We start from the raw sequence: 22,505 nt of genomic DNA on the forward strand, positions 1-22,505 counted from the left end.
ACGCCGACGCGCGAGATAGCCGGGCGGCCCGGCTTCGGCAACGCCTCGACGTCATGAAAAAGCTAGTGAAATAAATCCCTATCGCTTTCACCGGTTTTATCCTTGACACCGGCGCGCCAAATTTTACTAAAATCAACATCAGAAACATCATTTTAGCGCCGGCCCAGGCCGGGCGATCATCTTGCCGGCGTGGCGTCGGTCAGGGCGTTGGTTTGCAACGCGGCGGGAAAGCCGTACCCCGCTCTGGCCCCAACCCCAAATCAAAGCGAAACGGGAGGGTGAGGCAGTGACATTAAAACGATTGGCGACTTTCGTCTTGGCCCTAGCGCTGATCATCCCCTCGGCGGCGGCGGCCGACGACCGCACCGGCGTCAGCGACGACAAAATCCGCGTGGGCATTAGCACGCCGATCTCCGGTCCGGCGGCGTTGTGGAGCACCGCCGCCCTGGGCATGAACGCCTGGGCCACCCACATCAATGAGGGCGGCGGCATCCATGGCCGCAAGATCGAACTGATCATCAAGGACGACGGCTACAATCCCGAACGCACCGTCCGCAACTTGCAAGAGATGAAAGACAACGTTTTCGTGGTGATGGGCCTGTTGGGCTCGGCGGCCTGCGAGGCCGGCAAGGATTTCTTCCCCGACAACCAGATACCTCTGATCAACGCCTACGGCGACATCCGCATCTTCGCCGACATGCCCAAGGAAAAGCACAAGTGGTTCTTCATCGCCTACCCCGACTACGAGGACGAAAACGAATATCTCTGTAGTTACGGCATCGAGAGCCTGGGCGCCAAAAAGATCGCCCATTTTTATCAAAACGACGACTACGGCCAAAAGGCCGAGGCCGGCATCAAAAAAGCCGTGGCCGCCGCCGCTGGCAAGGCCGAACTGATCGCCTCGGTGCCTTATCAGGTCAACGAACGATCCATGGCCCCCTACGCCGCCCAACTCAAGAACTCCGGGGCCGACACCCTCATCCTCACCGCCTCGCCCACCCACGCCTCGCTTCTGATCAAGGCCATGGCCAAGCAAGGCTACGCGCCCAAGGTGCTGACCAACTTCACCGTGGGTGACCCGATCATGTACAAGATCGCCGGCCGCAACTGGGAGGGCACCTATGTCACCGCGCCCGGCCAGATGGGCATGCCCGGCGTCGACCCGGCGGCCGACCGCGTGGCCGCGATCCTGCTGGAAGTGGACCCACGGCTCAAGGGCCGTGAATATTTGGCTATCTTTGGCGCGGTCTCGATGATGCACCTGGCCAAGGGCCTGGAGTTGGCCGGCCGCGACCTCACCCGCCAGGGGCTGATCACGGCCATGGAAAAAATCAAGGACTGGAAGCCCGAGGGCATGGGCGCGCCGGTGACCTACGGCCCGGACCGCCGCCAGGGCGTCAACGCCGTGCGCATGAGCCAAGCCCGCGACGGCAAGATCGAGCCGCTCACCGACTTCAAGGTCTTCGCGCCGCGCTTCTAGCCGCCGCGAGGCCGCGCGCCTTTGCCGGGAAGGGCCACCAGGCCCTTCCCGTTTTTCGTCCGCCGGCGCGCGCGTTGTCCGGCCGGCGCGATCGTGCCATAATGAGAGTGCTGCACGGGGGCGTCCTGCCCCGTGCAGCATCGGCTTGGCAAAAGCGCGGTTTTGCCAAGCCTCACAAATCGCTCGCCTAATCAGGCTCGCGATTTGGCGCGCCGTCCATGGCGCGCTTCGGCCGCCGCACGGTGAAATTCATGTTTCACAGGTTACCATCTGTTTTTACAACATTTGTTATGTTTCACCGTGCAGCAGCCTCATAATGCCACAGTCAACTCACGGAGGCCCGCTCCCATGAACCGACGCCCAACACGGCCCGCCGCGCGCCAGGCCGCCAACGCCGAGGCCCATCGTGGCCGTTGAGCTGGCCCGCTGGTGGCTGGCCACGACGGCCATGACCCTGGCCGCCTGGCCGTTGTGCCACGCCCTGCTGGGCCGTCTGGACGATCGCGGCTGGTCTCTGGCCAGGGTCTTTGGCCCATGGCTGGTCGGACTCGCTCACTGGCTGGCCTGGGCCTACGGCCCGTGGCCCAGTGGATGGGCGCTGGCCTGGGGCGCGTTGGCGTTGGTGGCCGTTGGCGGCTGGGCGTGGGTCGGCTGGGCCGGCGTGAACCGGGCCTTTGGCTGGCTGGCGCGCCGGTGGCGCTTGGCCCTGGGCCTGGAGGCGCTGTATCTGGCGGGCTTTCTGGCCTGGGCCTGGTTGCGCTCGCTGAACCCGGCGGCCAATCACACCGAACAACCCATGGACATGATGCACTTGCAGGCCCTGTGGGGCGGCGGCGGCTACCCGGCTCAAGACGCCTGGTTGGCCGGCCGGGCCATTGGCTATTATTATTTCGGTCACTGGCAGATGAGCCACGCCGCCCACCTGGCCGGCCTTTGGCCCTGGACGGCCTACAACCTGGGCCAGGCCGGATGTTTCGCCGCCTGCCTTTGCGGGGCCTTTGGCCTGGCCCGCGCCGGGGCCTTGGCCGCCCGCTCGGGGCCGGAGCGGGCGCTCGTGGCCGGCGTGCTGGCCGCGCTGGCCACATGCTTAAGCGCCAACATCAAAGGCGCGCTGATGGCCCTTGGCGCATGGCCCGCCGGTGATGGCGGCTGGTGGTGGTTTCAGGCCACACGGGTCATCGAGGACGCCCTGGCCGGTGGCCGCCGGGCCTGGCTGATCGACGAATTTCCCTTTTTCAGCTTTTATCTGGGCGACAATCACGCCCATGTGCTGGCCCTGCCGCTGGCCTTGTTGACGCTGGCCCTGACCTTGAACGCCTTGTCCGCGCCGCGCGGGCGCGTCGTGACCGACGGCCTGGCCGCCGCCTGGCGGGCCTGCGCCGCCACGCTCTCGCCCCTGGCCGGCGGCTGGTTTTTGGCCCTGGCCGCGCCGGGGTCGTTGCTGGCGGCCAACACCTGGGACTGCGCGGGGCTGTGGCCGTTGTTGGTCCTGGCCGTGGCCGCCGCCTCGCCCGGCGGCCTGGCCCGGCGAGCGCGGCAAGCGGCCCTGGCCGGCGGGGGGCTGATCGTCGTCGCGGCGCTGGTCCATCTGCCCTATTTGGTCACGGCCCAGAGCCAGGGCCTGGGTTTGGCGGCCAACGCCATGGCCTTCAGCGGGGCCGGGCCTTTGCTGGCGGCGCTGGGACCGCCCCTGGCCGCCGGCCTGGCGGCGCTGGCCGTGGCCTGGGCCTGGCTGCGACCGCGCGCCGCTCATCTGATCGTGGGGCTGGCCTTGGCCGTGGGCGCGCCGCTGGCGGTGCTGCTCGGCGGGGCCGTGGACGCGGGCCATTGGCCGGGCGCGCCATGGGGACTTTTGCTGATCGGCCCGTTGCTGGCCGTGGCGGCGGCTTTGGCCTGGCGCTGGCTGAGCGCCGCCCAAGAGCTGGACCTGCCGCCGGGCCTGGGCTTGTGCCTGTTGATGGCGCTGCTGGGCCTGGCCCTGGCCCTGGCCCCCGAGATCGTGGTCGTCCGCGACGCCTTTGCCAGCCGCATGAACACGGCCTTCAAGTTTCATTATCAGGCCTGGCTGCTGCTGGCCCTGGCCGGGGCCATCGCCGTGGCCACGGCCCAGAACCGGCTGGCCGTGATCGCCGCCGGCGTCTGGGCGGCGCTGGCGCTCTTGGGCCTGGCCTATCCGGCCAAGCTCGTTGGCCACGACTTGGCCCTGGCCCCGCCGCCCCAGGCCCGCACCCTCGACGCCGCCCATTGGCTGAGCGTGGCCGACCCCGACGCCTTGGCGGTCATCGGCTGGCTGCGCGAAAACTCCGCCCCCGGCGACGTGGTGGCCCAGGCCCCGGGCCGGGTCTATCAGGCCTTGGACAACGCCGTGAGCACCTTTGGCGGCCGGGCCGCGCCGCTGGGCTGGGTCGGCCATCAACATCAATGGCGGGGCGGCGACCCGCTGATCGCCCGGCGCGAGGCCCTCTTGCACGCCCTCTACGCCGCCGCCGACCAGGCCGCGTTTGGCCGGACCATGGACGCGCTGGGCGCGCGCTTTGTTCTGGTCGGCCCCCGCGAGCGCCAGGTTTACGGCCTGGGCGCTGGCGACGGCGCGCCGGGCCGCTGGGGCAAGCTCGTTTTCCAGGCCGGGCGCGCGCGTCTCCACGCCTGGCCCGTGACCGCCGAGGAGGGCCCATGATCAAACTCCGCAAAGGGGCCACGGCCCTGGCCGCCGCCTGGAGCGCGCTGCTGGCCGGCGCGGCGCTGGCGCGCCTGTGGGAACTGGGCGCGCGGGCCATGAGCCACGACGAGAGCCTGCACGCCTATTACAGCCATATCTTGGCCCAGAGCGGCGCGCATCACCACGACCCGATGATGCACGGCCCGCTGTTGTTCCAGCTTGGCGCGGCGCTGATGGGCGCCTTTGGCCCCAGCGACTTTGTCGCCCGGCTGGGCTTCGCCCTGTTGGGCGTGGGCCTGGCGGCCTCGCCGCTCTTGCTGCGGCGCTGGCTGGGCGACTGGGGCGCGTTCTGGGCCGGGGCGCTGATCGCCTTTAGCCCCAGCCTGCTTTTTTACAGCCGCTACATGCGTAACGACGTGCTTTTCGGCCTGTTGTGCATGTTCTGGCTGTGGGCGGCGCTGGGTTTCTTGCGCACGGGCCGGGCCAAATGGCTTTGGCCCAACGCCGTGGCCATGGCCCTGTGCTTCGCCTGCAAGGAGACCGTGTTTATTTTCGGCGTGTTTCTTGGTGGCTATCTGCTTGTCGCAGGTCTGTTGCGCGCCCGCCGCGCCGGCCTTTCACCGCGCCAGGAGCCCGCAGCCCAGTTGGCCTGGCTGACGCTGTGCATGGCCCTGCCTTTTGCCGCGCCGCTGGTTCACCTGGCCCTGGGTTGGAGCGTGCTGGACTACGCCTCGCAAACGGCCGTGTGGCGGGCGGTCATCGTGGCGGGCGCCCTGGGCTTCGTGGCCGCCGGCCTGGCCTGGCTGTGGCTGGGCGATCACGCCTGGTGGGGCGGTGAGCCGCCCGAGTTGGATTTTTACGATTTTCTGGGCCCGGCCAGCCTGATGTGGACCATCGATCTGCTGCTTTTTGGCAACTGGGGTCGCAACCTGGGTGGCGGCCTGGCCAGCGGTTTGGTGGGCAGCGGCGGCTATTGGCTGGCCCAGCACGAGGTGGCGCGCGGCGGTCAGCCGTGGTTTTACTACCCAATGCTGCTGGCCGTCTACGAGTTCGCGCCGCTGATTTTGGCCGTCTGCGCGGCCGTGGCCCTGGCTCGGCGGGCGCGCTCACCCCTGCGCCGCCAAAGGCCGCGCCCGGCCCAACCGTTGGATATGCCGATCTTTTGCCTGGCCTGGGCCCTGTTTGGCCTGGTGGCCTATTCGCTGGCCGGCGAAAAGATGCCCTGGCTGTTGGCGCACATGGCCCTGCCCCTATGCCTGTTGGGCGGCTGGTGGCTGGGCCGCTTCGTCCAGCGCCTCGCCCCGCTCAAGGCCGACGCGCCGTTGATCGTGGCCGGCTGGGCGCTGCCGTTGTTGCTGGGCGTGTTGGTGATGATTCCGCCCTTTGCCGGCCGGGGCCTTGGCGAACTGGCCCACACCACCCACTGGCTGGGCGCGTTGGCGGCGGCTCTGCTTTTGGTCGGGCTGGCCCTGTGGCGGCGGCCCAAGATCGGCTGGCGGCGTTGGGCCGGCCTGCTGGCCCTGGGCGCGCTGGCCCTGGTTGTTTCGCTAAACGCCCGCGCGGCTTGGCTGGCCTGCTTTGTCCATCACGAACAGGCCGTGGAGCTTTTGGTCTACGCCCACGCCTCGCCCCAGCTCAAGCCGGCCCTGGCCCGGGCCGTGGCGGCCAGTCAAGCCACTGGCCGGCCCATGGCCCACGATCAGCAAACGTCCTGGCCCATGGCCTGGTATCTGGGCCAACACGCGGGCAGCTTCATTTTCAACGACCCCGACGACCCGCGCCAGAGCCAGGCCTCGGCCCTGTTCGTTGGCGAGGATATGGCCCCGGAGGCGCTCCAGCGCCTGGCCGGCCGCGCCCAGACGATCAACATCATCAGGCTGTGGTGGCCGCCCCAGGATTATCAGGGCCTTGGCTGGCGCGAGTTGGCTGACCGGCTGGCCCGGCCAGGGTTTTGGCGCGATATGGCCGCCTATTGGTGGGCGCGCGACTTGCCCGGCGGCCGACCAGAGCCCTGGCCCCTGCGCTCGGAGATGCTGGTCATCTTGCCCGAGCCAGCCGCAGGCGCAGCCGCCACAGCTCCAGCGCCGCCGCCCAGCACAGACGCAACAATCGCCGACCAATGAGCCGGCTGGGGCCATCGCGGCGCGCGCGATGGGCCACCGGCTCCTGCACAACCACCAGGCCCAGGGCGCTGGCCGCCAGCACCAGCCCGGCCGAGGGCGCAAGGGCCTTGGGGCCAAGCAGCGGCGTCAGGCGCTCCAGGCACGGCCGGCCGATCAGCTTGAACGGCGCGTTGACGTCGGCCAGGCGCGCGCCAAAAAGCAGCCGGCCCAGCAAACGCAGCGTCCGGCTGATCAGCGCCCGACCCGGCCCTTCCCAGCGGCCCTGACGCACGCCCACCACCATGGCCGCGCCCTGGCGTCTGGCCCACAACCGCCAAAAATCCTCGGCGTCCTGCTGGCGATCGGCGTCGATGAGCAACACCCACGGCGCCCGCGAGCGGGCCAGGCCGGTCATCAGCGCCGGGCCGTGGCCGGCGTTGGCCTGGTGGATCACCACCAGCCGGGGGGCCAGGCCCTGGGCCAGGCGGTCGAGGATGGGGCCCGTGCCGTCGGTCCCGCCGTCATCGACGACGATCAGCCGCGAGCCGGGCAACCGGCCCAGAATGGCGCGGTCGACCTCGGCCACGGCGGTCTCGACGCCGGCGGCCTCGTTGAAGGCCGGCATGATCACATCGACTGTTTCAACAGGGCCCATTGTTCGTCCCACAGCGGCTCGCCGGCCGCGCCCAACAGCCGGCCCACGGCCTCTTGGCCCATGCGCGCGGCGTGATCCATGTTGCCGATCTCGTAGAGCCAGCCGCCCAGGCGGCCCCGCGAGAACACACCCAGGCCCTCCAGAAAATCGTGCAGCAGGCGCAGGTCATCCTCGCGGCCCAAGGTCGGCGCGGGATAGGCCACCGGCAACAGCCGCGTGAACACGCTCACCGGCCGCTCGCCCGGTTGGGCCAGGCCGGCGCGGATCAGGCCCTCCCGCACGGCCTGGACCAAACCAGCCGGCTGGTCCGCGCTCCCGCCCGGCGCGGGAACCTCGGCCAGATAGGCCCGCCAGCGCCTGGCGTCGGCCCCCGGCAGATTGGCCGGGCCATGGGCGGCCATGTTGGTCAGGCGGCTGAAGATGAACTCGGGCTCCGGGAAATACATCCAGGCCGCCGCCTCGGCCGGCATGGGGCCGGCCAGGCCCAGGCCCACCAGCCACATGGCGTTGTGCTTCAGGCGCGCGGCCGCGGCCAGGGCCCGGGCCGGCGGCGCGGGCCGCAGCATGGCCAGCAGGCGCGGCAGGGGCATGGTCGAGATCAGGCCGTCCCAGGCCAGGCGCTGGCCGTCGGCCAGGTGGATCGTCCGCGCCCCGGCGTCGATGGCCTCCACCGCCGCCTTCAAGCGCAGGCCATCGCCCAGGGCCCGGGCCATGGCCACGAAGGGCCGCCCCGCGCCGCCCTGGGCCGGATAAAAATAATGGTTGTTGGGCCCCCAATCGGCCCGACCATCGGCCGGGGCCACCCGCCGGTCCACCCAAAGGCTGCTCATGCCCTCCAGGGGGGTTTGCCACAGCTTGGCGTTGAACGGCCAGAAAAAGGCCTCGGCCAGGGGCCGGCCGTAGACGGCAGCGCACCAGGCGGCGAAGCTCTGGCCCGGCGTCGCGCCCGGCGCTTGAGCCAGGCCCTGGGCCAGGGGCGCGGCCAGCGCGGGCGGCAGCGTTTGAAAGTGGCTCTGGAAGGGGAAATCCACCCAGTGGCCGCTATAAAAAACCTTGGCCCGCCGCCGGCGCTCCACCATTGTCGCCCGGCCAGGGCCCGACAGCAACGCCATGAACCCCGGCCAGGACGAGAAAAACACGTGGCCGCCCATGTCCCAGACAAAACCGCGTTCGTCGCGCAACGAGCCACTCAGGCCGCCGACGCGCGCGGAGGCCTCCAGCACCAGCCAATCGGCCTGGCTCTGCCCGGCCAGGGCCAAACCAGCGGCCAAACCGGTCGGCCCGGCCCCGATGACCACGATGCGCGGGCGTTTTGGTTGCCGGCTGGCGTAAGGGCGGTTCATACTTTCGCGCCTGGTGGGTTGGGGCCGGCGCGCGGCGCGCCTTCCGGCCGAGGTTCAATCGCCGGGGCAGGCCTTGCTCGGGGTTTTGAAAATACTACGCCAGCGCCCGCCGGTCAAGCCGAGCGCTGGCGTGGGGCGCGCGGCCGGGTTATAGTGGCGCGGCGTCACGCCCGACGTGGACCTGGCGCGCCGCTGGTGTAAAATAGGCCCCGCGCGACCAGCGCCATTCAACGGTTTGGCCCACGGGAGGACACGGCCATGAACGACTTGCCCAAACTGCACGACGGCCCGCTCAAAGGCGCGGCCCAGGTTGACCCGGTCATCGACGGCTTCAAAGGCGCGGCCGTGGCCTGCGGCCTGCGCAAGGATGGTCGCGAGGACTTGGCCCTGATCGTCGCCGACCACGCCGTCGACGCCGCCGGCCTGTTCACCACCAACCGCCTTTTCGCCGCGCCGGTGGCCGTGGCCAAAAACCACATCCAGGCCGGCCGGGCCAGGGTGATCCTGGCCAACAGCGGCGGGGCCAACGCCGCCACCGGCCAGGCCGGTTTGGAGGCCTGCCTGCGCGCCTGCCAAGAGGCCGCCCGCGTGGCGGATTGCCCGCTGACGGAGGTGCTGCCCTGCTCCACCGGCGTCATCGGCCAGGTGCTCGACGACCAAAAAATCCGCGCCAAGCTGCCCGAATTATTCGCCAGCGCCGATGACCAAGGCCTGGCCCGCGCCGCCGGGGCGATCATGACCACCGACGCCTTCCGCAAGATGGCCCGGGCCGAGGCGATCATCGACGGCAAGAAAGTCAGCGTCCTGGGCCTGGCCAAGGGCGCGGGGATGATCCGCCCCGACATGGCCACGCTATTGTGCTTCGTGCTCACCGACGCCGCGGCCTCGCCCCAGGCCCTTGGCCTGGCCCTGGGCCGGGCGGTGGAGCAAAGTTTCAATCGCATCACCGTCGATGGCGACATGTCCACCAACGACACGATCCTGCTCTTGGCCAGCGGCCGGGCCGCCAACACCCGCCTGGAGGGCGACGGCCCCGGCCTGAGCGCCCTGACCGAGGCCCTCACCGCCGTCTGCCAGGATCTGGCCCAGATGATGGTCTGCGATGGCGAAGGGGCCGGGCGCATGGCCCTGTTGCACATCACCGGCGCGGCCGACCAGTCCAGCGCGCGCAAGCTCTGCTTCGCCATCGGCAACTCGCCCCTGGTCAAAACGGCCCTGGCCAGCCCCGACCCCTATTGGGGCCGCATGCTCTCGGCCGCCGGGGCCGAGGCCGCCCGCGAAAACCTGCCCTTCCAGCCCGAAAAAACCAGGGTGTGGATCGAAGGAATCCTGGTGGGCGACCACGGCGCGCGCGCCAGCCTCGAGGCCGAGGAAGCCGCCGGTCGGGCCATGCAAAAGCCCAGGGTCTCGGTGCGTATTGACCTGGGTCTGGGCCAGGGGCAATACTGGGTCATGGCCAGCGACCTGGATCACAACTACATCACCCTCAACGTCTCGTATCGCTCGTAGGCGGGCGCGGCGGGAAAGGGCGTTTAGGGCGCGATGATCGAGCAAACCAAGGCCGGGCTGAGCCTGATGCGCTTCGAGTCGTTGGCGGGCCTGCCGGGCCTGGCCCACTGGGTGAGCACCCGGCAGGGCGGGGTCAGCGCCGCGCCCTTTGACAGCCTCAACCTGGGCGGCGGCCAGGACGATCCCCTCAAGGTGACGCAGAACCGCCAACTCTTGCGCCTGGGCCTGGAGCTGCCGGCCATGACCTGGGCCAGGCAGGTCCACGGCGTGGAGATCATCGAGGTCGGCCCGGACGACAACGGCTCCGTGGGCCAGGCCGACGGCCTGATGACCGACGCGCCGGGCGTGGGTCTTTTGATCAAGCAGGCCGACTGCCAGGCTGTTTTGCTCTACGCGCCGCGGCGACGGGCCCTGGCCAACCTGCACGTGGGCTGGCGGGGCAACGTGCAAAATATGCCCGGCCGGGGCGTGGAGCGCCTGTGCCGGCGCTACGACGTCGCGCCGGCCGAGTTGCACGCGGCCATTTCGCCCAGCCTGGGGCCGTGCTGCGGCCAGTTCGTCAACTGGCGTGACGAGTTGCCGGCCTGGTTCACAAGCTTTCGCGTCCACGAGGACCGCTTCGACCTGGTCGCCGTCACCGCCAGCCAGTTGCGCCAAGCCGGCGTGCCAGCCGAAAACATCCAGGCCAGCGGCCTGTGCACGCGCTGCGACCGGCGCTTTTTTTCCTATCGCCGCGACGGCCGCACCGGCCGCTTTGGCACGGTGGCGGCCATCAGTTGGGAGTGACGATCATGCACGGCGCGGCCATCGTCGGCCAAAACCGCCAACTGGCGCGAGACGTTTTTCTGCTGAGCCTCCAGGCCCCGGAGCTGGCCCGCGCCGCCGCGCCGGGGCAGTTTTTGATGCTGCGGGTGACCTCCGGCCCGGAGCCGCTGCTGGCCCGGCCATTTTCGATCCACGCCGTGGAGGGCGACGACGTCGGCGTGCTCTATCGGGTGGTGGGCCGGGGCACCAGGCTGCTGGCCCAGGCGACGGCCGGCCAGCGGCTCGAACTGTGGGGCCCGCTGGGCCGGGGCTTTGACCTGGCGCTGGAGCGGCCGCTGTTGGTGGCCGGCGGCATGGGGATTGCGCCGCTGCGTTTCGCGGCCCAGCGCCTGACGGCGCGCGGCGCGCGGCCACGGCTGCTGTGCGGGCTGGCCAGCGCGACGGGCCTGGGCGGCCTGGTCGAGGCCGTGGACGAATGCCTGACGGCCCAGTCTTGCGCGGTGAGTTGGGTCACGGAAGACGGCTCGCTGGGCGAGCGGGGCCTGGTCACGGCGCTATTGGACCGGGCGCTGGAGGGCGTCGACGGCGTGCTCTGCTGCGGGCCCATGGCCATGCTGCGGGCGGTGGCCGAGGCCTGCGGCCGGCAAGGCGTGGCCTGCCAGGTCTCGTTGGAGGCGCCCATGGCCTGCGGAGTGGGGGCCTGCCTGGGCTGCGTGATCCCGGCGGCGGATGGTGGTTATCTGCGGGCCTGTCAGGAGGGCCCGGTCTTGCCTGCGGCGGCGGTGGATTGGCCGCGCCTGGCCTGAACGGCCGGCGGAAAGGAACGTGAGCATGGGCGAGGACGTGGCTGTTTTTCTGGCCCCGGCGCCGGGCATTGAGTGCGACAATCCCGGCGTCATCGAGCTGGCCGCGCGCGTCTGCGCCGGCGCGCGGGGTGAGGTGGCCAAGGCCGAGGCCCTGTTTCTGTGGGTCCGCGACCAGATCGCCTACACCATGACCGCGCCGTTCTGGGAGTTGGAGCACTATCTGGCCAGCGCCGTCATCGCCCGGGGCAAGGGCTATTGCGTGCAAAAATCGGCCCTGCTGGTGACCCTGGCCCGGGCGGCGGGCATCCCGGCGCGCATGTGTTTCGCCGATATCGACAACCTGGCCATCGCCCCCCACGTGGTCCAGATGATGGGCGGCCACGGCTTTGTCTGGCACAGCTACGCCCAGTGGCTGATCGACGGCCAGTGGCGGAAGGCCACGCCGGCCTTTGACGCCGCGCTCTGCCGCGAGCACGGCCTGCCGGTGGTGGAGTTTCGGCCGGGCCAGGATTTGCTGCTGCCGGCCCAGACCCTGGACGGCCGGCCCTACATCGTTTATCGGGCCGATCACGGCTGGCGCGCGGGCCTGCCGCTGGCGGAGATCATGGCCGGCTGGCTGGCCCATTATGGCCCCGAGGGCGTGGCGGCCTTTCGCCGGATGATCGAAGAGCAAAAGGAGGCCCTGTGAACGGCCGGCCGGAGATGAACACCAGCGTGGGCGGGCTGAGGCTACGAAACCCCGTCATCGCCGCCAGCGGAACATTTGGCTATGGCCGCGAATATGCGCCGTATTTCGCCTTGGAGCGCATCGGCGGCCTGGTCACCAAAGGCGTGAGCCTGCGCCCCCGCGACGGCAACAAGCCGCCCCGCGTCTGCGAGACCAGCGCGGGCATGCTAAACGCCATCGGCCTGGCCAACGTGGGCGTGGAGGCCTTCGTGGCCGACAAGCTGCCCTGGCTGGCCGGGCAAGACACGCCGGCGGCGGTCAACCTCTATGGCGAGTCCATCGACGAATTCGTCCAACTGGCCCAGCGCCTGGACGGCCTGGCCGGCGTGGCCGCCCTGGAGCTGAACGTCTCGTGCCCCAACGTCAAGGCCGGCGGCATGGCCTTCGGGACCAACCCCCAGGCCGTGGCCCAAGTCACCGCCGCCGTGCGCCGCGTCACCAGCCTGCCGCTGTGGGTCAAGCTCACGCCCAACGTCACCGACCCCGTGGCCGTGGCCGGCGCGGCCATGGAGGCCGGGGCCGACGCCCTGTGCCTGATCAACACCTTGCTGGGCATGGCCATCGACGCCCGCCGCCGCGCGCCGCGCCTGGCCAACGTGGTGGGCGGGCTTTCGGGACCGGCGATCAAGCCGGTGGGCCTGCGCATGGTCTGGCAGGTGGCCCGGGCCCTGCCCGGCGCGCCGATCATCGGCCTGGGCGGCATTTGCTGCGGCGAGGACGCGGCCGAATACCTGCTGGCCGGGGCCTCGGCGGTGCAGGTGGGCACGGCGTCGTTCGCCGATCCCACGGCCTGCGCCAGAGTGGCCGACGAGTTGGCCCGCTTCTGCGCCGAGGAAGGCGTGTCCGCGGTCAGCCAGCTCATCGGCGGGCTGCGCGCCTAGCCGTAGCCGCTATTTGCGGCGCAGCACCCGCTCGTCGCCCAGGCGCATGGTCAGCTGGATGGTGTCGAAGTACTCCAAAAGCGGGATGATGTACTTGCGCGAGAGCCCCAGCATCTCCTTGAACTGCTGGGCGTCGATCTTGCCGTGGCTCTCCAGGTGGGCCACCAGCTTGGCCTTGATGGCCTCCAGCGCCGGGCCGTGATAGTAAAGGTCTTCCTTGATCCTCGTCAGGACGCCCTCGTTTTGCATCACCGCCAGCAACTGGCCCAACTGCTTTTTGTTCTGCCCCTCGGCCACGTCCTTGAGCGACGGCGGGGCGAGGCCGCCCTGGCGATAGGCCGCCTCGATCTTGGCGCGCAGGGCCTGGTCGTCGGCGGCCAGGCGCACCTCGTGGCCAGGCAGGCGCACCAGCTCTTTTTCGGCGATCAGCCGGCCGTCGGCCTCCAGTTTTCTTTGCAGATGGCCAAAGAGCTTGGGCTCCAGGCCCCGGGCCAGGCGGGTGCGCAACTCCTCGCGGGGCATGCCGGGTTTCAGCGGGTTCTGCCCATGATATTGGCCCACCACTTCCACGGCCTCATCCAGCAGGGCCTGTTGCACGCCGGCCTCGATCAAAAGCCCAGCTTCCTTGTCAAAGCGGATCAGCTCCTGCTTGGAGAGCATGTCGGCCAACAGCGCGCTCAGCTCCTTGGGGGCCAGGTTGGTCAGGCGCACCAGATCGCGCTCGGTGACGCCGCGCTCGCCGGCCAGGCGGGCGTGCACGGCCACCAGCTCACGGGCGCGGCCGGATTTGAGCGTCTCCAGGTCGGCCAAAATCTCGGGGCGGTTGCGCTTGTGGCGCACGGGGTGGGGATGCAGCACGCGACCGCCGGCGATGGTGCGCACCGGCGAATAAGAACGAATCACGAAGCGGTCGCCGGCCATCACCGCCACCGCCTCTTCCAGGCGCACCTGGCACAGGGCCTGATCGCCGGGGACCAGGGCGTCGCGGTCCAGAAAATGAATGCGGCCCATCACCTCCACCGTGCCGGTGTGCAGGCGGATCGGCGCGCGGTGCTTGAGCGGCCGAGCCATCTCGGCCAGGGCTTGGACCTCCACGTCCAGCCACAGCGAGGGCCGCAGCACGCCAGGCTCGGAGAGCACGTCGCCACGGGCGATCTGATCTTTGTCCAGGCCCTGGAGGTTGACCGCCGTGCGCTGGCCGCGCCGCGAGCTTTGGCAATCCTGGCCGTGGTTTTGCAGGCCGCGCACCTTGGCCGTGACGCCCCGGGGATAGACCTCCAGCTCGTCGCCGATCTTGACCTGGCCGCCGATGGAGGTGCCGGTGACCACGGTGCCAAAGCCCTTGATCGAAAAAACGCGATCGATGGGCAGGCGAAAGGGCCCCAGGGCCGGGCGCTCGTCCAAAGAGGCGGCGATGCGGTCGAGCTCGGCCACGAGCAGGTCCAGGCCCTGGCCGCTGACCGCCGAGACCGGCACGATGGGCGCGTCTTCCAGAAACGTGCCCTGGACGTAGGCCCGGATGTCCTCGCCGACCAATTCCAGCCAATCGGGCTCGACCATGTCGACCTTGGTCAGGGCCACCAGGCCGGCCTGCACGCCCAGCAGCGCGCATATGTCCATGTGCTCGCGGGTCTGGGGCATGACGCCCTCGTCGGCGGCGATGACCAGGGCCACCATGTCGATGCCCGCCGCGCCGGCGACCATGTTTTTGACAAAGCGCTCGTGACCCGGCACGTCGACGATGCCCAGGCGCTGGCCCGAGGGCAGATCCAGGTGGGCGAATCCAAGCTCGATGGTGATGCCCCGGGCCTTTTCTTCCTTGAGGCGATCGGTGTCGACGCCGGTGAGGGCCTTGACCAGGGAGGTCTTGCCGTGATCGATGTGGCCTGCCGTGCCCAAGACAAGTTGCTTCATCGTTAAAAAATCCTCTGCGTGAACCAAACGGAATCCTTGATCAAGCTGGCGCTGAACGCCTCGAGGCCATGAATTGTCGCCCGCGCCGTCAAGAGTGCGGCCTTGACCAGCGGCCGATCTCATTATAATAACCATCCATGAGCCAGGCGACACCAGGCAAAATCATGGCCCTGGACGTGGGCCGGGCGCGCATAGGCGTGGCCGTCAGCGACGAGGCCGGCCTGACGGCCCAGCCCCTGTGCGTGCTGCGCCGCCAGGGCCGCGACGAGGACGTGCGGGCCATTGGCCGCCTGGCCCAGCGCGAAGGGGCGCGGCTGATTGTCCTGGGCCTGCCGCTGCACAACGACCAGATCGGCCCCGAGGCCCAGCGCGTGATCAGCCTGGGCCGGCGGCTCCAGCGACGGCTGGGCCTGCCGGTGGGGTTCACCAACGAGGAAGACACCACCATCGAGGCCCACGAAGCCATGCTGGAGGCCGACCTCAGCCGCAAACGGCGGGCCGAGGTGGTGGACAAGGTCGCCGCGGCGCTGATCCTGCGGCGTTGGCTCGACGGCATGCGCGAGGAGGTTTTATGAATCGGGGGCTGATCGCCGCCATCGTGGTGATTGCCGTCTGCCTGGCGGCGGTGGCCGGCTATTTCGGCGGCCGGACCCTGCTGCTCAACCACACCGCCGGCATCGGCGACAAGGACGTGGTGGTGGAGATTCCTCCGGGGGCCGGGGTGCGGGCCGTGGCCGATCTGCTGGGTCGGGCCGACGTGGTCTCCAGCCCCAACCTCTTTTGGCTGACCACCCGCCTGACCTCGGCCGACGGGCCGATCCTGGCCGGCGAATACAAGCTGAGCCCGGCCATGACCTATGGCGGAATCCTGCGCGTGCTGCGTCAGGGCAAGGTGCTGCTGCACACGGTGGTGCTGCCCGAGGGCCTGACCATGGCCCAGGCCGTGGGACGGCTGGCCCAGGCCGGGCTGATCGACGAACAAAAGGCCCTGGCCTTGTGCGGCGACAAAGGCTTCGTGACGGCCATGGGCCTGGCCGGCCCGAACATGGAAGGCTACCTGTTCCCCGACACCTATCACCTGGCCAAGGGCCTGGGTGAACGGCGGATTCTGGGCCTGCTGGCGCGCCGCTTCCTGACGGCCTGGCGCGTGGTCGAGCAGCGGGCTTCCGCCCAAAAACTGGGCATGGCTCAAACCGTGACCCTGGCCAGCATCATCGAGGCCGAGGCCAAGTTGGCCAACGAACGGCCGCTGATCAGCGCCGTTTACCACAACCGCCTGCGCGCCGGCATGCTCCTGCAAGCCGACCCCACGGTGATCTACGGCCTGGGCGGGCTCAAGCGACCGCTCAACCGCGCCGACCTGGCCGTGGACACGCCCTACAACACCTACCTGCGGCCCGGCCTGCCGCCGGGGCCCATCTGCAACCCCGGCCTGGCCAGCCTGGAGGCGGCGGTGGCCCCGGCCACGGTGGATTACCTCTACTTCGTGGCCAAGGGCGACGGCGGCCACGCCTTCAGCGCCGATTACCGCGACCAGGTCAAGGCCATCAACCGCTATCGCCGCCGCTGAACGGCCATTCAATCACATCTTGCCAGCCACCGGCCCAGTGGGTATATTGGCCCATGGACATGACCCGCGGGCCGGCCGCGGCCACGGCGGCCGCGGCAAAAACTCGTTGACAGGCACATGCGCTCATGTTAGAGCATGTCTTGAATGAGGCGTCATTCAGGGTATAATATGGATCGACCGCTTCCGAACCCGCGCGCCGCCAAAGGGCTTGACACGTTGAAAAACATAAAGAAAACATCCAGTGACAAACACCGTCGGATCATCGAAGCCGCGGTCAAGGTCTTTGCCAAGAACGGCTTTTACAACTCCAAGGTCAGCGAGATAGCCCGCGAGGCCAACGTGGCCGACGGGACTATTTACTTGTATTTTGAAAATAAGGATGACATTCTAATTTCTCTTTTCGAGGAGGAGTTGGCCCGGGTTCTGGAGCACATCCGCGAGGCCCTCGACGGCGAGACCGACCCCGTCAAAAAGCTCGAGCGCTTCGCCACGGTGCATCTGAACCTGGTGCAAGACAATCAGGACTTGGCCGAGATCATCCAGGTCGAGGTGCGGCAATCCTCCAAATTCATGAAGGAATACAAAAATAGCAAATTTTTGGAATACCTGGACATCATCAGCGAAATCATCCGCGAGGGCCAGCAGCAAGGCATCTTCCGCAAGGACATCGAGCCAGGCATCGCCAAGCGGGCGTTTTTTGGCGCCCTGGATGAAATGAGCCGTTATTGGGTGCTCTCCGAGGCCAGGAGGTACTCCATCGCCAAGGCCGTCCAGGACATCAGCAGCATCTTTCTGCGTGGCCTGATGGCGGCTTGATCTTTCGCGCCGAAAAATGAGGGAAGGCCGGGCCTTCCCCAGTAAAAGGAGGGGTTTTGAAGTGAATATCGTTGTCTGCATCAAACAAGTACCCGACACCGAGACGGCAATCAAGATCGCCGCTGACGGCAAGTCCATCAGCACCGACGACATCAAGTGGGTCATGAACCCCTATGACGAGTTCGCCGTCGAAGAGGCCCTGCGCTTCCAGAAGGAACAGAAGGCCACCGTCACGGTGGTCGGCGCCGGTCCCAAGCGCGTCACCGAGGCCCTGCGCACCGCCCTGGCCATGGGCGCCGACAAGGCCGTGCTGATCGAGGACGACGGCCTCTATGGCGCCGATCCCATCGCCATCGCCAAGATTCTGGCCGCGGCGATCAAAGACCTGACCCCCGACATCGTCTTCCTGGGCCAGCGGGCCATCGACGATGACGCCGGCGTGGTCGGCGCGGCTCTGGCCGAGTTCCTGGGCATGCCCCAGCTTTCGGTGGTCACCAAGCTGAGCCTGGACGGCGACAAGGTCACCGTCAATCGCCCGGTCGAGGGCCAGACCTTGGTCATCGAGTCGCCCCTGCCGGCGGTCATCACCTGCCAGAAGGGCCTCAACGAGCCCCGTTACGCCTCCCTGCCCGGCATCATGAAGGCCAAGAAGAAGCCTCTGGACACCAAGAAGTTGGCCGACCTGGGCGCCAGCGCCACCGGCTTCGCCGAGGTGGTGGCCATCACCCCGCCGCCCGAGCGCGCCGCCGGCGTGACCATCTCCGGCGACGATCCGGCCCAGATGGCCCTCAACCTGGCCAAGGCCCTGCGCGAGCAGGCCAAGATCATCTAGTTTATCGCTAACGATTTCTCTCGAAGGGAGAGTGAAAGATATGGCAGGTGTTTACGTAGTCGCCGAACACAGGGACGGCGCGTTCCGCAAAGTGACCCTGGAGGCCGCCAGCGCCGCCAAAAAGATCGCCGACGAGTTGGGTTCCGAAGTCACCGCCGTGGTGTTGGCTTCGGGCATGGCCGACGCTTGCGCCGAGCTGGGCAAGTATGGCGTGAGCAAAGTGCTCTACGCCGATGACGCCGCCTTTGCCCAATACACCACCGACGCATACGCCAACGCCCTGGCCGAGCTGCTCAAGGACGCCGACGTGGTGGTCTTTGGCGCCTCCATGCAGGGCAAGGACTTGGCCGGCCGCCTGGCCGCCAAGCTCGACACCAGCGTGGCCGTCGATTGCACCGCCCTGGCCGTCGAAGGCGGCAAGGTCAAGGCCACCCGGCCCATCTACGCCGGCAAGGTCTACGCCGACATCGTCATCAACGCCAAGCCCCAGATGGTCACCCTGCGGCCCAACGTCTTCGACGTGGTCGAGGTGGGCGGCCAGGCCGCCGTCGAGACCATCAGCGCCACGGCCGGCGAGGTCAAGACCAAGGTCGTCGACGTGGTCAAGGACGCCGGCGGCAAGATCGACCTGACCGAGGCCCTGGTGATCATCTCCGGTGGCCGCGGCATGAAAGACGGCGCCAACTTCGAGATCCTGGAAACCCTGGCCGGCCAGCTCAATGGCGCGGTCGGCGCTTCCCGCTCGGCCGTCGACGCCGGCTGGCGTCCTCACCGCGATCAGGTTGGCCAGACCGGCAAGGTCGTCACGCCCAACCTCTACATCGCCTGCGGCATCAGCGGCGCCATCCAGCACCTGGCCGGCATGGGCTCGTCCAAGGTGATCGTGGCCATCAACAAGGACGCCGACGCCCCCATCTTCCAGAAAGCCGACTTCTGCGTTGTCGCCGACCTGTTCGACGTGGTGCCGGCCTTCACCGAGGAAGTCAAGAAGCTGGGCTAACCGCCAAGCTTGCTTGAATGCTTGAACGCCAAACAGGCGACGCCAATTGTGGCGTCGCCTGTTTTTTCGCCTCGCGCGGGCTGGTCAGACCTGGGCCGGCCGGGGCCGCGCGCCGTCGATGATGATCTTGATCAGGGTCTCCAGGTACTTGTCATCGTCGACGCGCTCGGCGGTATCGTGCGGCAGGCGGCGCAGCAGGCGCAGCTTGGCCTCGTGCCAGTGTTCGGCGGCGCTGAAGATCATCATCAGCAGGGCCGCCGGGTCGATATCCTGGCGCATCAGGCCTTTTTGCTGCATTTCGCTCATGGCCCGCACCATGTCCTCGCACAGGTCGAAGATATAGCGCTGGTTGGCGTCCTCCTCGGCGTCGCCGCCCTCGATCATGCGCACCGGCCGGGGGTGTTGCAGGAAAAACAGCGTGAACCACGCGCCCATGTGCACCAACAGCGGCGTGTCGGCCAGCATGCGAAAATAGGCCGTCAGCCCCGCGGCCAGGTAGTCGTCGCCCTGGATGGCCTGCTCCATGCGCTTGCGGCCCATGCGGCCCATGCGCACCAGATGGCGGCGCATCACCTCCAGGAACAGCCCCTCCTTGGAGCCGAAATAGTGATGAATCAGGCTCTGGGTGACCTTGCCCTTGGCCGCGATCTCGCTCATGGACGTGCCCGAAAAGCCCTTGCGGCTGAATAGTTTTTCGGCCGCCACCAGAATCTTGTCCTTGGTCGCCGCCGGATCACGCCGTTTGCGGCGAACTTCGCCCTTTAGTTCCTTGTCCATGCCCTCGCCCGCGCGGTCCACCTCAGACCCCTCGATGAATTGACAACAAGCGCCTTACCAAAACGGGCCATTACCCATTAACAGACTAGATTAGACCAATTTCGCCGTTTGACAACCGCGCGCCGCCCTGTTTGTGCTATCTTGACCGCAAAAAACAGCGTTTTGGCCCAACGCAACCCATCGCGGAGGAACCATCTCATGTGGGAGCAGCACCTGGTCGGCGGCAAAATCGGCTTGACCCGCGCCAACGGCTTCGATCCTTCCTTGCCCAGCATTTTGCTTATCCACGGCTCGGGCGGCTACAAAGAGCTTTACAATCACCAGATCATCGGCCTGCGCGGCCGGGCCAACGTGGCGGCCATCGATCTGCCCGGCCACGGCCAGACCGCCGGACCGGGCTTCCGCCAGGTCGAACCATACGCCCAGTGGCTGGCCGACTTCCTGGCCGCCGGGCCGGTGCGGCCGGTGGTCCTGGGTCACAGCCTGGGCGGCGCGGTGGCCCTGCAACTGGGCCTGGATCACCCCGAGTTGGCCAGCGGCCTGGTGCTGATGGGCAGCGGCGGCCGCTTGCGGGTCATGCCCCAATTTTTGCAGGGGCTCAAGGAAAACTTCGCCGCCACCATCCAGGGCGGCCTGGGCTTTGCCTACGCCCCGGACGCCGACGCGGCCATGGTCGCCGAGGGCGTGCGCAAGATGCTCCAGACGCCGGCCGAGCTGGTCTGGGGCGATTTCAGCGCCTGCGACGCCTTCGACGTCACCCCGCGCCTGGGCCAGATCGACCTGCCGGCCCTGGCCCTGGTCGGCTCCGAGGACCGCATGACGCCACCCAAGTACAGCCAATACCTGGCCCAGCACATGCCACGCTGCGCCTTCAAGCAGATTGACGGCGGCGGCCACATGCTAAACATCGAAAAACCGGCCGAGGTCAATCAGGCGCTGATCGAGTTTCTGGCCCAGTTTTAGGCCGGCAGCAGCCCCAGCACCAGGCCCAGCGACGGCGTGGCCATGGGCCCGGCGGCCAGGGCCATGGCCTCGGTCAGGCCAAAAAAACGGCCTTCGCTGATCTCGTGGGGGTCGGGCCGGGGCTCTTGGTCGGCGGTGGCGCGATAGACGGCGGTAAACTCGCCCTCGGTGAGGGCGCAGGCGGCCAGGCGGCCCAGGGGCTCCAGGGCCGACTCCAGGCCCAATTCCTCGGCCAGTTCGCGCCGGGCGGCCTGCTCGTAGCTTTCGCCGGGGTCCACGTGGCCGCTGGCCGAGCTGGTCCATTTGCCGGGGTGGGTGTCTTTGTTGGCCGAGCGCCGTTGCAGATAGAGCCGGCCGGCCTGGTCGAAGACCAGCACGTGCACGGCCCGGTGCAACAGGCCCTGGGCGTGGATATCGCCGCGTCGGGCCAGGCCGATCACCGTGTCGCGGCCGTCGACCACCTCCAGCACTTCGTCGGCCAGGCGCTGGTTCATGGCTGGCGGTCCAGGCCCAGGCGCTCGATAAAAAACGGCTGGAGCGCCGGCGGCACGTCGGAGACGCGGCGATAGGCCAGGCGGCGGTCGCGCAGCTCCAGGCGCAACACGCCCGGCCCACGGTGGGCGCGCAACTCTTCGGCGGCCTGGGCCTGGCGCAGCAGCGCGCCGTAGAGCTTGTACATCCGCCACAGGCGCAGGCCTTCGGCCCCGCTGAAGCGGGCCAGCGAGCGGTTGCGCGTTGGTGGGCGATCGTCACGCAACAGGGCCAGAACTTCTTCGAAAACGCCTGGTTGCAACGGGCCTCCGTGGTCGTGAGGTGAGCGCGTCGGCCAACAGCGTCCTTGCCTGGCGCGCGCGCCTGTGGCAAGCTGACGCTTGAGGCACTAATCGGAAAGCGCGGAAACAGCTTGCAGTATAACAAAATCCGCCTGGAGCGTCACGGGGCCGTGGCCCTGCTGACCCTGGACAACCCGGCCCAAATGAACGCCGTGGATCAGCAAATGGGCCCCCAACTGGCCCACGCCCTGCAAAGCGTGGCCGCAGACGGCGATCTGCGCGCCCTGGTGTTGACCGGCGCGGGCGACGTTTTCTGCGCCGGCGGCAACCTGCGCCGCGCCATGCAAGCCCTGGCCGCCGGACTCACCGCCGGCGCGGGGCATGTGTTTCTGGCCTACACCGCCTGGGTGCATCAGGCCGTGCATCTGCTGCTGACCATGCCCCAGGTGGTCGTGGCCGCCGTCAACGGCCCCACCGCCGGCGCGGGCCTGGCCTGGCTGCTGGCCAGCGATCTGGCCGTGGCCGATGAAAACGCGCGCATCAGGCCGGGCTTTCTGGGCGTGGGGTTGACCCCGGCCGGCGGCGTCACCCACCTCTTGCCCCAGGCCCTGGGCCCCGGTCGCGCCACCCAAGCGCTCATGCAAAACCAGGACATCGACCCCCGCCACGCCGTCGCCTTGGGCCTGCTCAACGCCGTGAGCCCGCCCGGCCAGGCCCTGGACATGGCCATGGCCATGGCCCGACAAGCCGCCGCCGGCTCCGCCGCCGCCTTGGCCCGCACCAAGGCCCTGTTGGGCCATCAGCGCCGCCAGGGCCTTTTGGCGCACATGGAACAAGAACGCCAGGCCACGGCCACCGCCGCCGATGGGCCCGACTTCCGCCGCCTGGTGGCCAAGTTTTTTCACAAGCAACCGGCAAGCATTGGAGAATGAG

At 68.5% G+C, this 22,505-nt stretch carries 21 protein-coding genes; 15 read left to right on the forward strand and 6 right to left on the reverse strand.

Annotation, left to right across the window (positions count from 1 at the left end):
* The first annotated feature begins 316 nt into the window (after nt 1–316).
* The 3 genes from DEBA_RS14305 to DEBA_RS18980 all read left to right on the forward strand — a co-directional run bounded on the left by DEBA_RS14305 (nt 317) and on the right by DEBA_RS18980 (nt 6,262).
* Nucleotides 317–1,480 (forward strand): ABC transporter substrate-binding protein, encoded by a 1,164-nt coding sequence (locus DEBA_RS14305; RefSeq protein ID WP_043814615.1) that lies wholly within the window; start codon nt 317–319, stop codon nt 1,478–1,480.
* A 406-nt stretch (nt 1,481–1,886) separates the two neighbouring features.
* Nucleotides 1,887–4,157 carry a DUF2298 domain-containing protein gene (locus DEBA_RS14310; protein WP_013259661.1) on the forward strand — a complete coding sequence of 757 codons (2,271 nt, stop codon included), beginning with the start codon at nt 1,887–1,889 and terminating at the stop codon, nt 4,155–4,157.
* Entirely contained in the window at nt 4,154–6,262 is a 2,109-nt protein-coding gene (locus tag DEBA_RS18980; protein WP_013259662.1) for a flippase activity-associated protein Agl23, read from the forward strand. Before DEBA_RS14310 ends, DEBA_RS18980 begins: the two co-directional genes overlap by 4 nt.
* Here DEBA_RS18980 and DEBA_RS14320 read toward each other — a convergent pair.
* Nucleotides 6,177–6,896: a glycosyltransferase family 2 protein gene (locus DEBA_RS14320; RefSeq protein WP_013259663.1), complete on the reverse strand. Its 720-nt coding sequence runs from the start codon at nt 6,894–6,896 to the stop codon at nt 6,177–6,179. The two genes, DEBA_RS18980 and DEBA_RS14320, sit on opposite strands and share 86 nt — an antisense overlap.
* Nucleotides 6,869–8,239: a protoporphyrinogen/coproporphyrinogen oxidase gene (locus DEBA_RS14325; RefSeq protein ID WP_013259664.1), complete on the reverse strand. Its 1,371-nt coding sequence runs from the start codon at nt 8,237–8,239 to the stop codon at nt 6,869–6,871. Before DEBA_RS14325 ends, DEBA_RS14320 begins: the two co-directional genes overlap by 28 nt.
* A 258-nt stretch (nt 8,240–8,497) precedes the next feature.
* Here DEBA_RS14325 and argJ point away from each other — a divergent pair, with 258 nt between their 5' ends.
* The 5 genes from argJ to DEBA_RS14350 are packed head-to-tail and all read left to right on the forward strand — an operon-like array spanning nt 8,498 to nt 12,927.
* Entirely contained in the window at nt 8,498–9,748 is a 1,251-nt protein-coding gene (gene argJ / locus DEBA_RS14330) for a bifunctional glutamate N-acetyltransferase/amino-acid acetyltransferase ArgJ (RefSeq protein ID WP_013259665.1), read from the forward strand.
* A 33-nt stretch (nt 9,749–9,781) separates the two neighbouring features.
* Nucleotides 9,782–10,534 carry a polyphenol oxidase family protein gene (locus DEBA_RS14335; RefSeq protein WP_013259666.1) on the forward strand — a complete coding sequence of 251 codons (753 nt, stop codon included), beginning with the start codon at nt 9,782–9,784 and terminating at the stop codon, nt 10,532–10,534.
* The gene (locus DEBA_RS14340; protein ID WP_050762377.1) at nt 10,531–11,319 is read left to right on the forward strand and encodes a dihydroorotate dehydrogenase electron transfer subunit; all 789 of its coding nucleotides are present in this window, start codon (nt 10,531–10,533) and stop codon (nt 11,317–11,319) included. Before DEBA_RS14335 ends, DEBA_RS14340 begins: the two co-directional genes overlap by 4 nt.
* Nucleotides 11,320–11,344: 25 nt before the next feature.
* Complete coding sequence (locus DEBA_RS14345; RefSeq protein ID WP_013259668.1) at nt 11,345–12,007, forward strand: transglutaminase-like domain-containing protein; 663 nt, start codon at nt 11,345–11,347, stop codon at nt 12,005–12,007.
* A 14-nt stretch (nt 12,008–12,021) separates the two neighbouring features.
* Entirely contained in the window at nt 12,022–12,927 is a 906-nt protein-coding gene (locus DEBA_RS14350; protein WP_043815911.1) for a dihydroorotate dehydrogenase, read from the forward strand.
* Between the two features lie 9 nt (nt 12,928–12,936).
* On the opposite strand, the gene selB is transcribed toward DEBA_RS14350, so the two are convergent.
* Nucleotides 12,937–14,841 (reverse strand): selenocysteine-specific translation elongation factor, encoded by a 1,905-nt coding sequence (gene selB / locus DEBA_RS14355; RefSeq protein ID WP_013259670.1) that lies wholly within the window; start codon nt 14,839–14,841, stop codon nt 12,937–12,939.
* A gap of 137 nt (nt 14,842–14,978) precedes the next feature.
* Between selB and ruvX the strand changes: the two genes are divergently transcribed.
* The 5 genes from ruvX to DEBA_RS14380 all read left to right on the forward strand — a co-directional run bounded on the left by ruvX (nt 14,979) and on the right by DEBA_RS14380 (nt 19,059).
* Nucleotides 14,979–15,416 carry a Holliday junction resolvase RuvX gene (gene ruvX, locus DEBA_RS14360; protein WP_043814619.1) on the forward strand — a complete coding sequence of 146 codons (438 nt, stop codon included), beginning with the start codon at nt 14,979–14,981 and terminating at the stop codon, nt 15,414–15,416.
* Nucleotides 15,413–16,411 (forward strand): endolytic transglycosylase MltG, encoded by a 999-nt coding sequence (mltG, locus tag DEBA_RS14365; protein WP_013259672.1) that lies wholly within the window; start codon nt 15,413–15,415, stop codon nt 16,409–16,411. Before ruvX ends, mltG begins: the two co-directional genes overlap by 4 nt.
* Nucleotides 16,412–16,627: 216 nt before the next feature.
* A complete protein-coding gene (locus tag DEBA_RS14370; protein WP_222832016.1) occupies nt 16,628–17,227 on the forward strand; it encodes a TetR/AcrR family transcriptional regulator in 600 nt (199 codons plus the stop codon).
* A gap of 61 nt (nt 17,228–17,288) precedes the next feature.
* Complete coding sequence (locus tag DEBA_RS14375; RefSeq protein ID WP_013259674.1) at nt 17,289–18,059, forward strand: electron transfer flavoprotein subunit beta/FixA family protein; 771 nt, start codon at nt 17,289–17,291, stop codon at nt 18,057–18,059.
* Between the two features lie 40 nt (nt 18,060–18,099).
* Nucleotides 18,100–19,059, forward strand: a complete 960-nt coding sequence (locus tag DEBA_RS14380) for an electron transfer flavoprotein subunit alpha/FixB family protein (RefSeq protein WP_013259675.1) — start codon at nt 18,100–18,102, stop codon at nt 19,057–19,059.
* A gap of 84 nt (nt 19,060–19,143) precedes the next feature.
* Here DEBA_RS14380 and DEBA_RS17390 read toward each other — a convergent pair whose 3' ends face one another.
* Nucleotides 19,144–19,836, reverse strand: coding sequence for a TetR/AcrR family transcriptional regulator (locus DEBA_RS17390; RefSeq protein ID WP_148227883.1), 693 nt, complete (start codon nt 19,834–19,836; stop codon nt 19,144–19,146).
* A 198-nt stretch (nt 19,837–20,034) separates the two neighbouring features.
* On the opposite strand from DEBA_RS17390, the gene DEBA_RS14390 reads away from it, so the two are divergent.
* Complete coding sequence (locus DEBA_RS14390) at nt 20,035–20,799, forward strand: alpha/beta fold hydrolase (RefSeq protein ID WP_013259677.1); 765 nt, start codon at nt 20,035–20,037, stop codon at nt 20,797–20,799.
* On the opposite strand, the gene DEBA_RS14395 is transcribed toward DEBA_RS14390, so the two are convergent.
* Together DEBA_RS14395 and DEBA_RS18205 are read right to left on the reverse strand one after the other, a co-directional pair.
* Nucleotides 20,796–21,293, reverse strand: a complete 498-nt coding sequence (locus DEBA_RS14395) for an NUDIX hydrolase (RefSeq protein WP_013259678.1) — start codon at nt 21,291–21,293, stop codon at nt 20,796–20,798. The genes DEBA_RS14390 and DEBA_RS14395 overlap by 4 nt on opposite strands.
* Nucleotides 21,290–21,592, reverse strand: coding sequence for a hypothetical protein (locus tag DEBA_RS18205; RefSeq protein ID WP_013259679.1), 303 nt, complete (start codon nt 21,590–21,592; stop codon nt 21,290–21,292). The genes DEBA_RS14395 and DEBA_RS18205 overlap by 4 nt, the downstream gene beginning before the upstream one ends.
* 111 nt (nt 21,593–21,703) lie before the next feature.
* On the opposite strand from DEBA_RS18205, the gene DEBA_RS14405 reads away from it, so the two are divergent.
* Entirely contained in the window at nt 21,704–22,504 is an 801-nt protein-coding gene (locus tag DEBA_RS14405) for an enoyl-CoA hydratase/isomerase family protein (RefSeq protein WP_013259680.1), read from the forward strand.
* Nucleotide 22,505: the final 1 nt, after the last annotated feature.

This window comes from Desulfarculus baarsii DSM 2075, assembly GCF_000143965.1.
GTDB classification, from domain to species: domain Bacteria; phylum Desulfobacterota; class Desulfarculia; order Desulfarculales; family Desulfarculaceae; genus Desulfarculus; species Desulfarculus baarsii.

Bases quoted from the DNA above. Each gene is read 5' to 3' on its own strand.
- DEBA_RS14345 (WP_013259668.1), top strand. From the start codon at position 11,345: ATGGGCGAGGACGTGGCTGTTTTTCTGGCCCCGGCGCCGGGCATTGAG.
- DEBA_RS14325 (WP_013259664.1), bottom strand. From the start codon at position 8,239: ATGAACCGCCCTTACGCCAGCCGGCAACCAAAACGCCCGCGCATCGTG.
- argJ (WP_013259665.1), top strand. From the start codon at position 8,498: ATGAACGACTTGCCCAAACTGCACGACGGCCCGCTCAAAGGCGCGGCC.
- mltG (WP_013259672.1), top strand. From the start codon at position 15,413: ATGAATCGGGGGCTGATCGCCGCCATCGTGGTGATTGCCGTCTGCCTG.
- DEBA_RS17390 (WP_148227883.1), bottom strand. From the start codon at position 19,836: ATGGACAAGGAACTAAAGGGCGAAGTTCGCCGCAAACGGCGTGATCCG.
- DEBA_RS14350 (WP_043815911.1), top strand. From the start codon at position 12,022: ATGAACACCAGCGTGGGCGGGCTGAGGCTACGAAACCCCGTCATCGCC.
- DEBA_RS14390 (WP_013259677.1), top strand. From the start codon at position 20,035: ATGTGGGAGCAGCACCTGGTCGGCGGCAAAATCGGCTTGACCCGCGCC.
- DEBA_RS14380 (WP_013259675.1), top strand. From the start codon at position 18,100: ATGGCAGGTGTTTACGTAGTCGCCGAACACAGGGACGGCGCGTTCCGC.
- selB (WP_013259670.1), bottom strand. From the start codon at position 14,841: ATGAAGCAACTTGTCTTGGGCACGGCAGGCCACATCGATCACGGCAAG.
- ruvX (WP_043814619.1), top strand. From the start codon at position 14,979: ATGAGCCAGGCGACACCAGGCAAAATCATGGCCCTGGACGTGGGCCGG.
- DEBA_RS14320 (WP_013259663.1), bottom strand. From the start codon at position 6,896: ATGGGCCCTGTTGAAACAGTCGATGTGATCATGCCGGCCTTCAACGAG.
- DEBA_RS14335 (WP_013259666.1), top strand. From the start codon at position 9,782: ATGATCGAGCAAACCAAGGCCGGGCTGAGCCTGATGCGCTTCGAGTCG.
- DEBA_RS18980 (WP_013259662.1), top strand. From the start codon at position 4,154: ATGATCAAACTCCGCAAAGGGGCCACGGCCCTGGCCGCCGCCTGGAGC.
- DEBA_RS14395 (WP_013259678.1), bottom strand. From the start codon at position 21,293: ATGAACCAGCGCCTGGCCGACGAAGTGCTGGAGGTGGTCGACGGCCGC.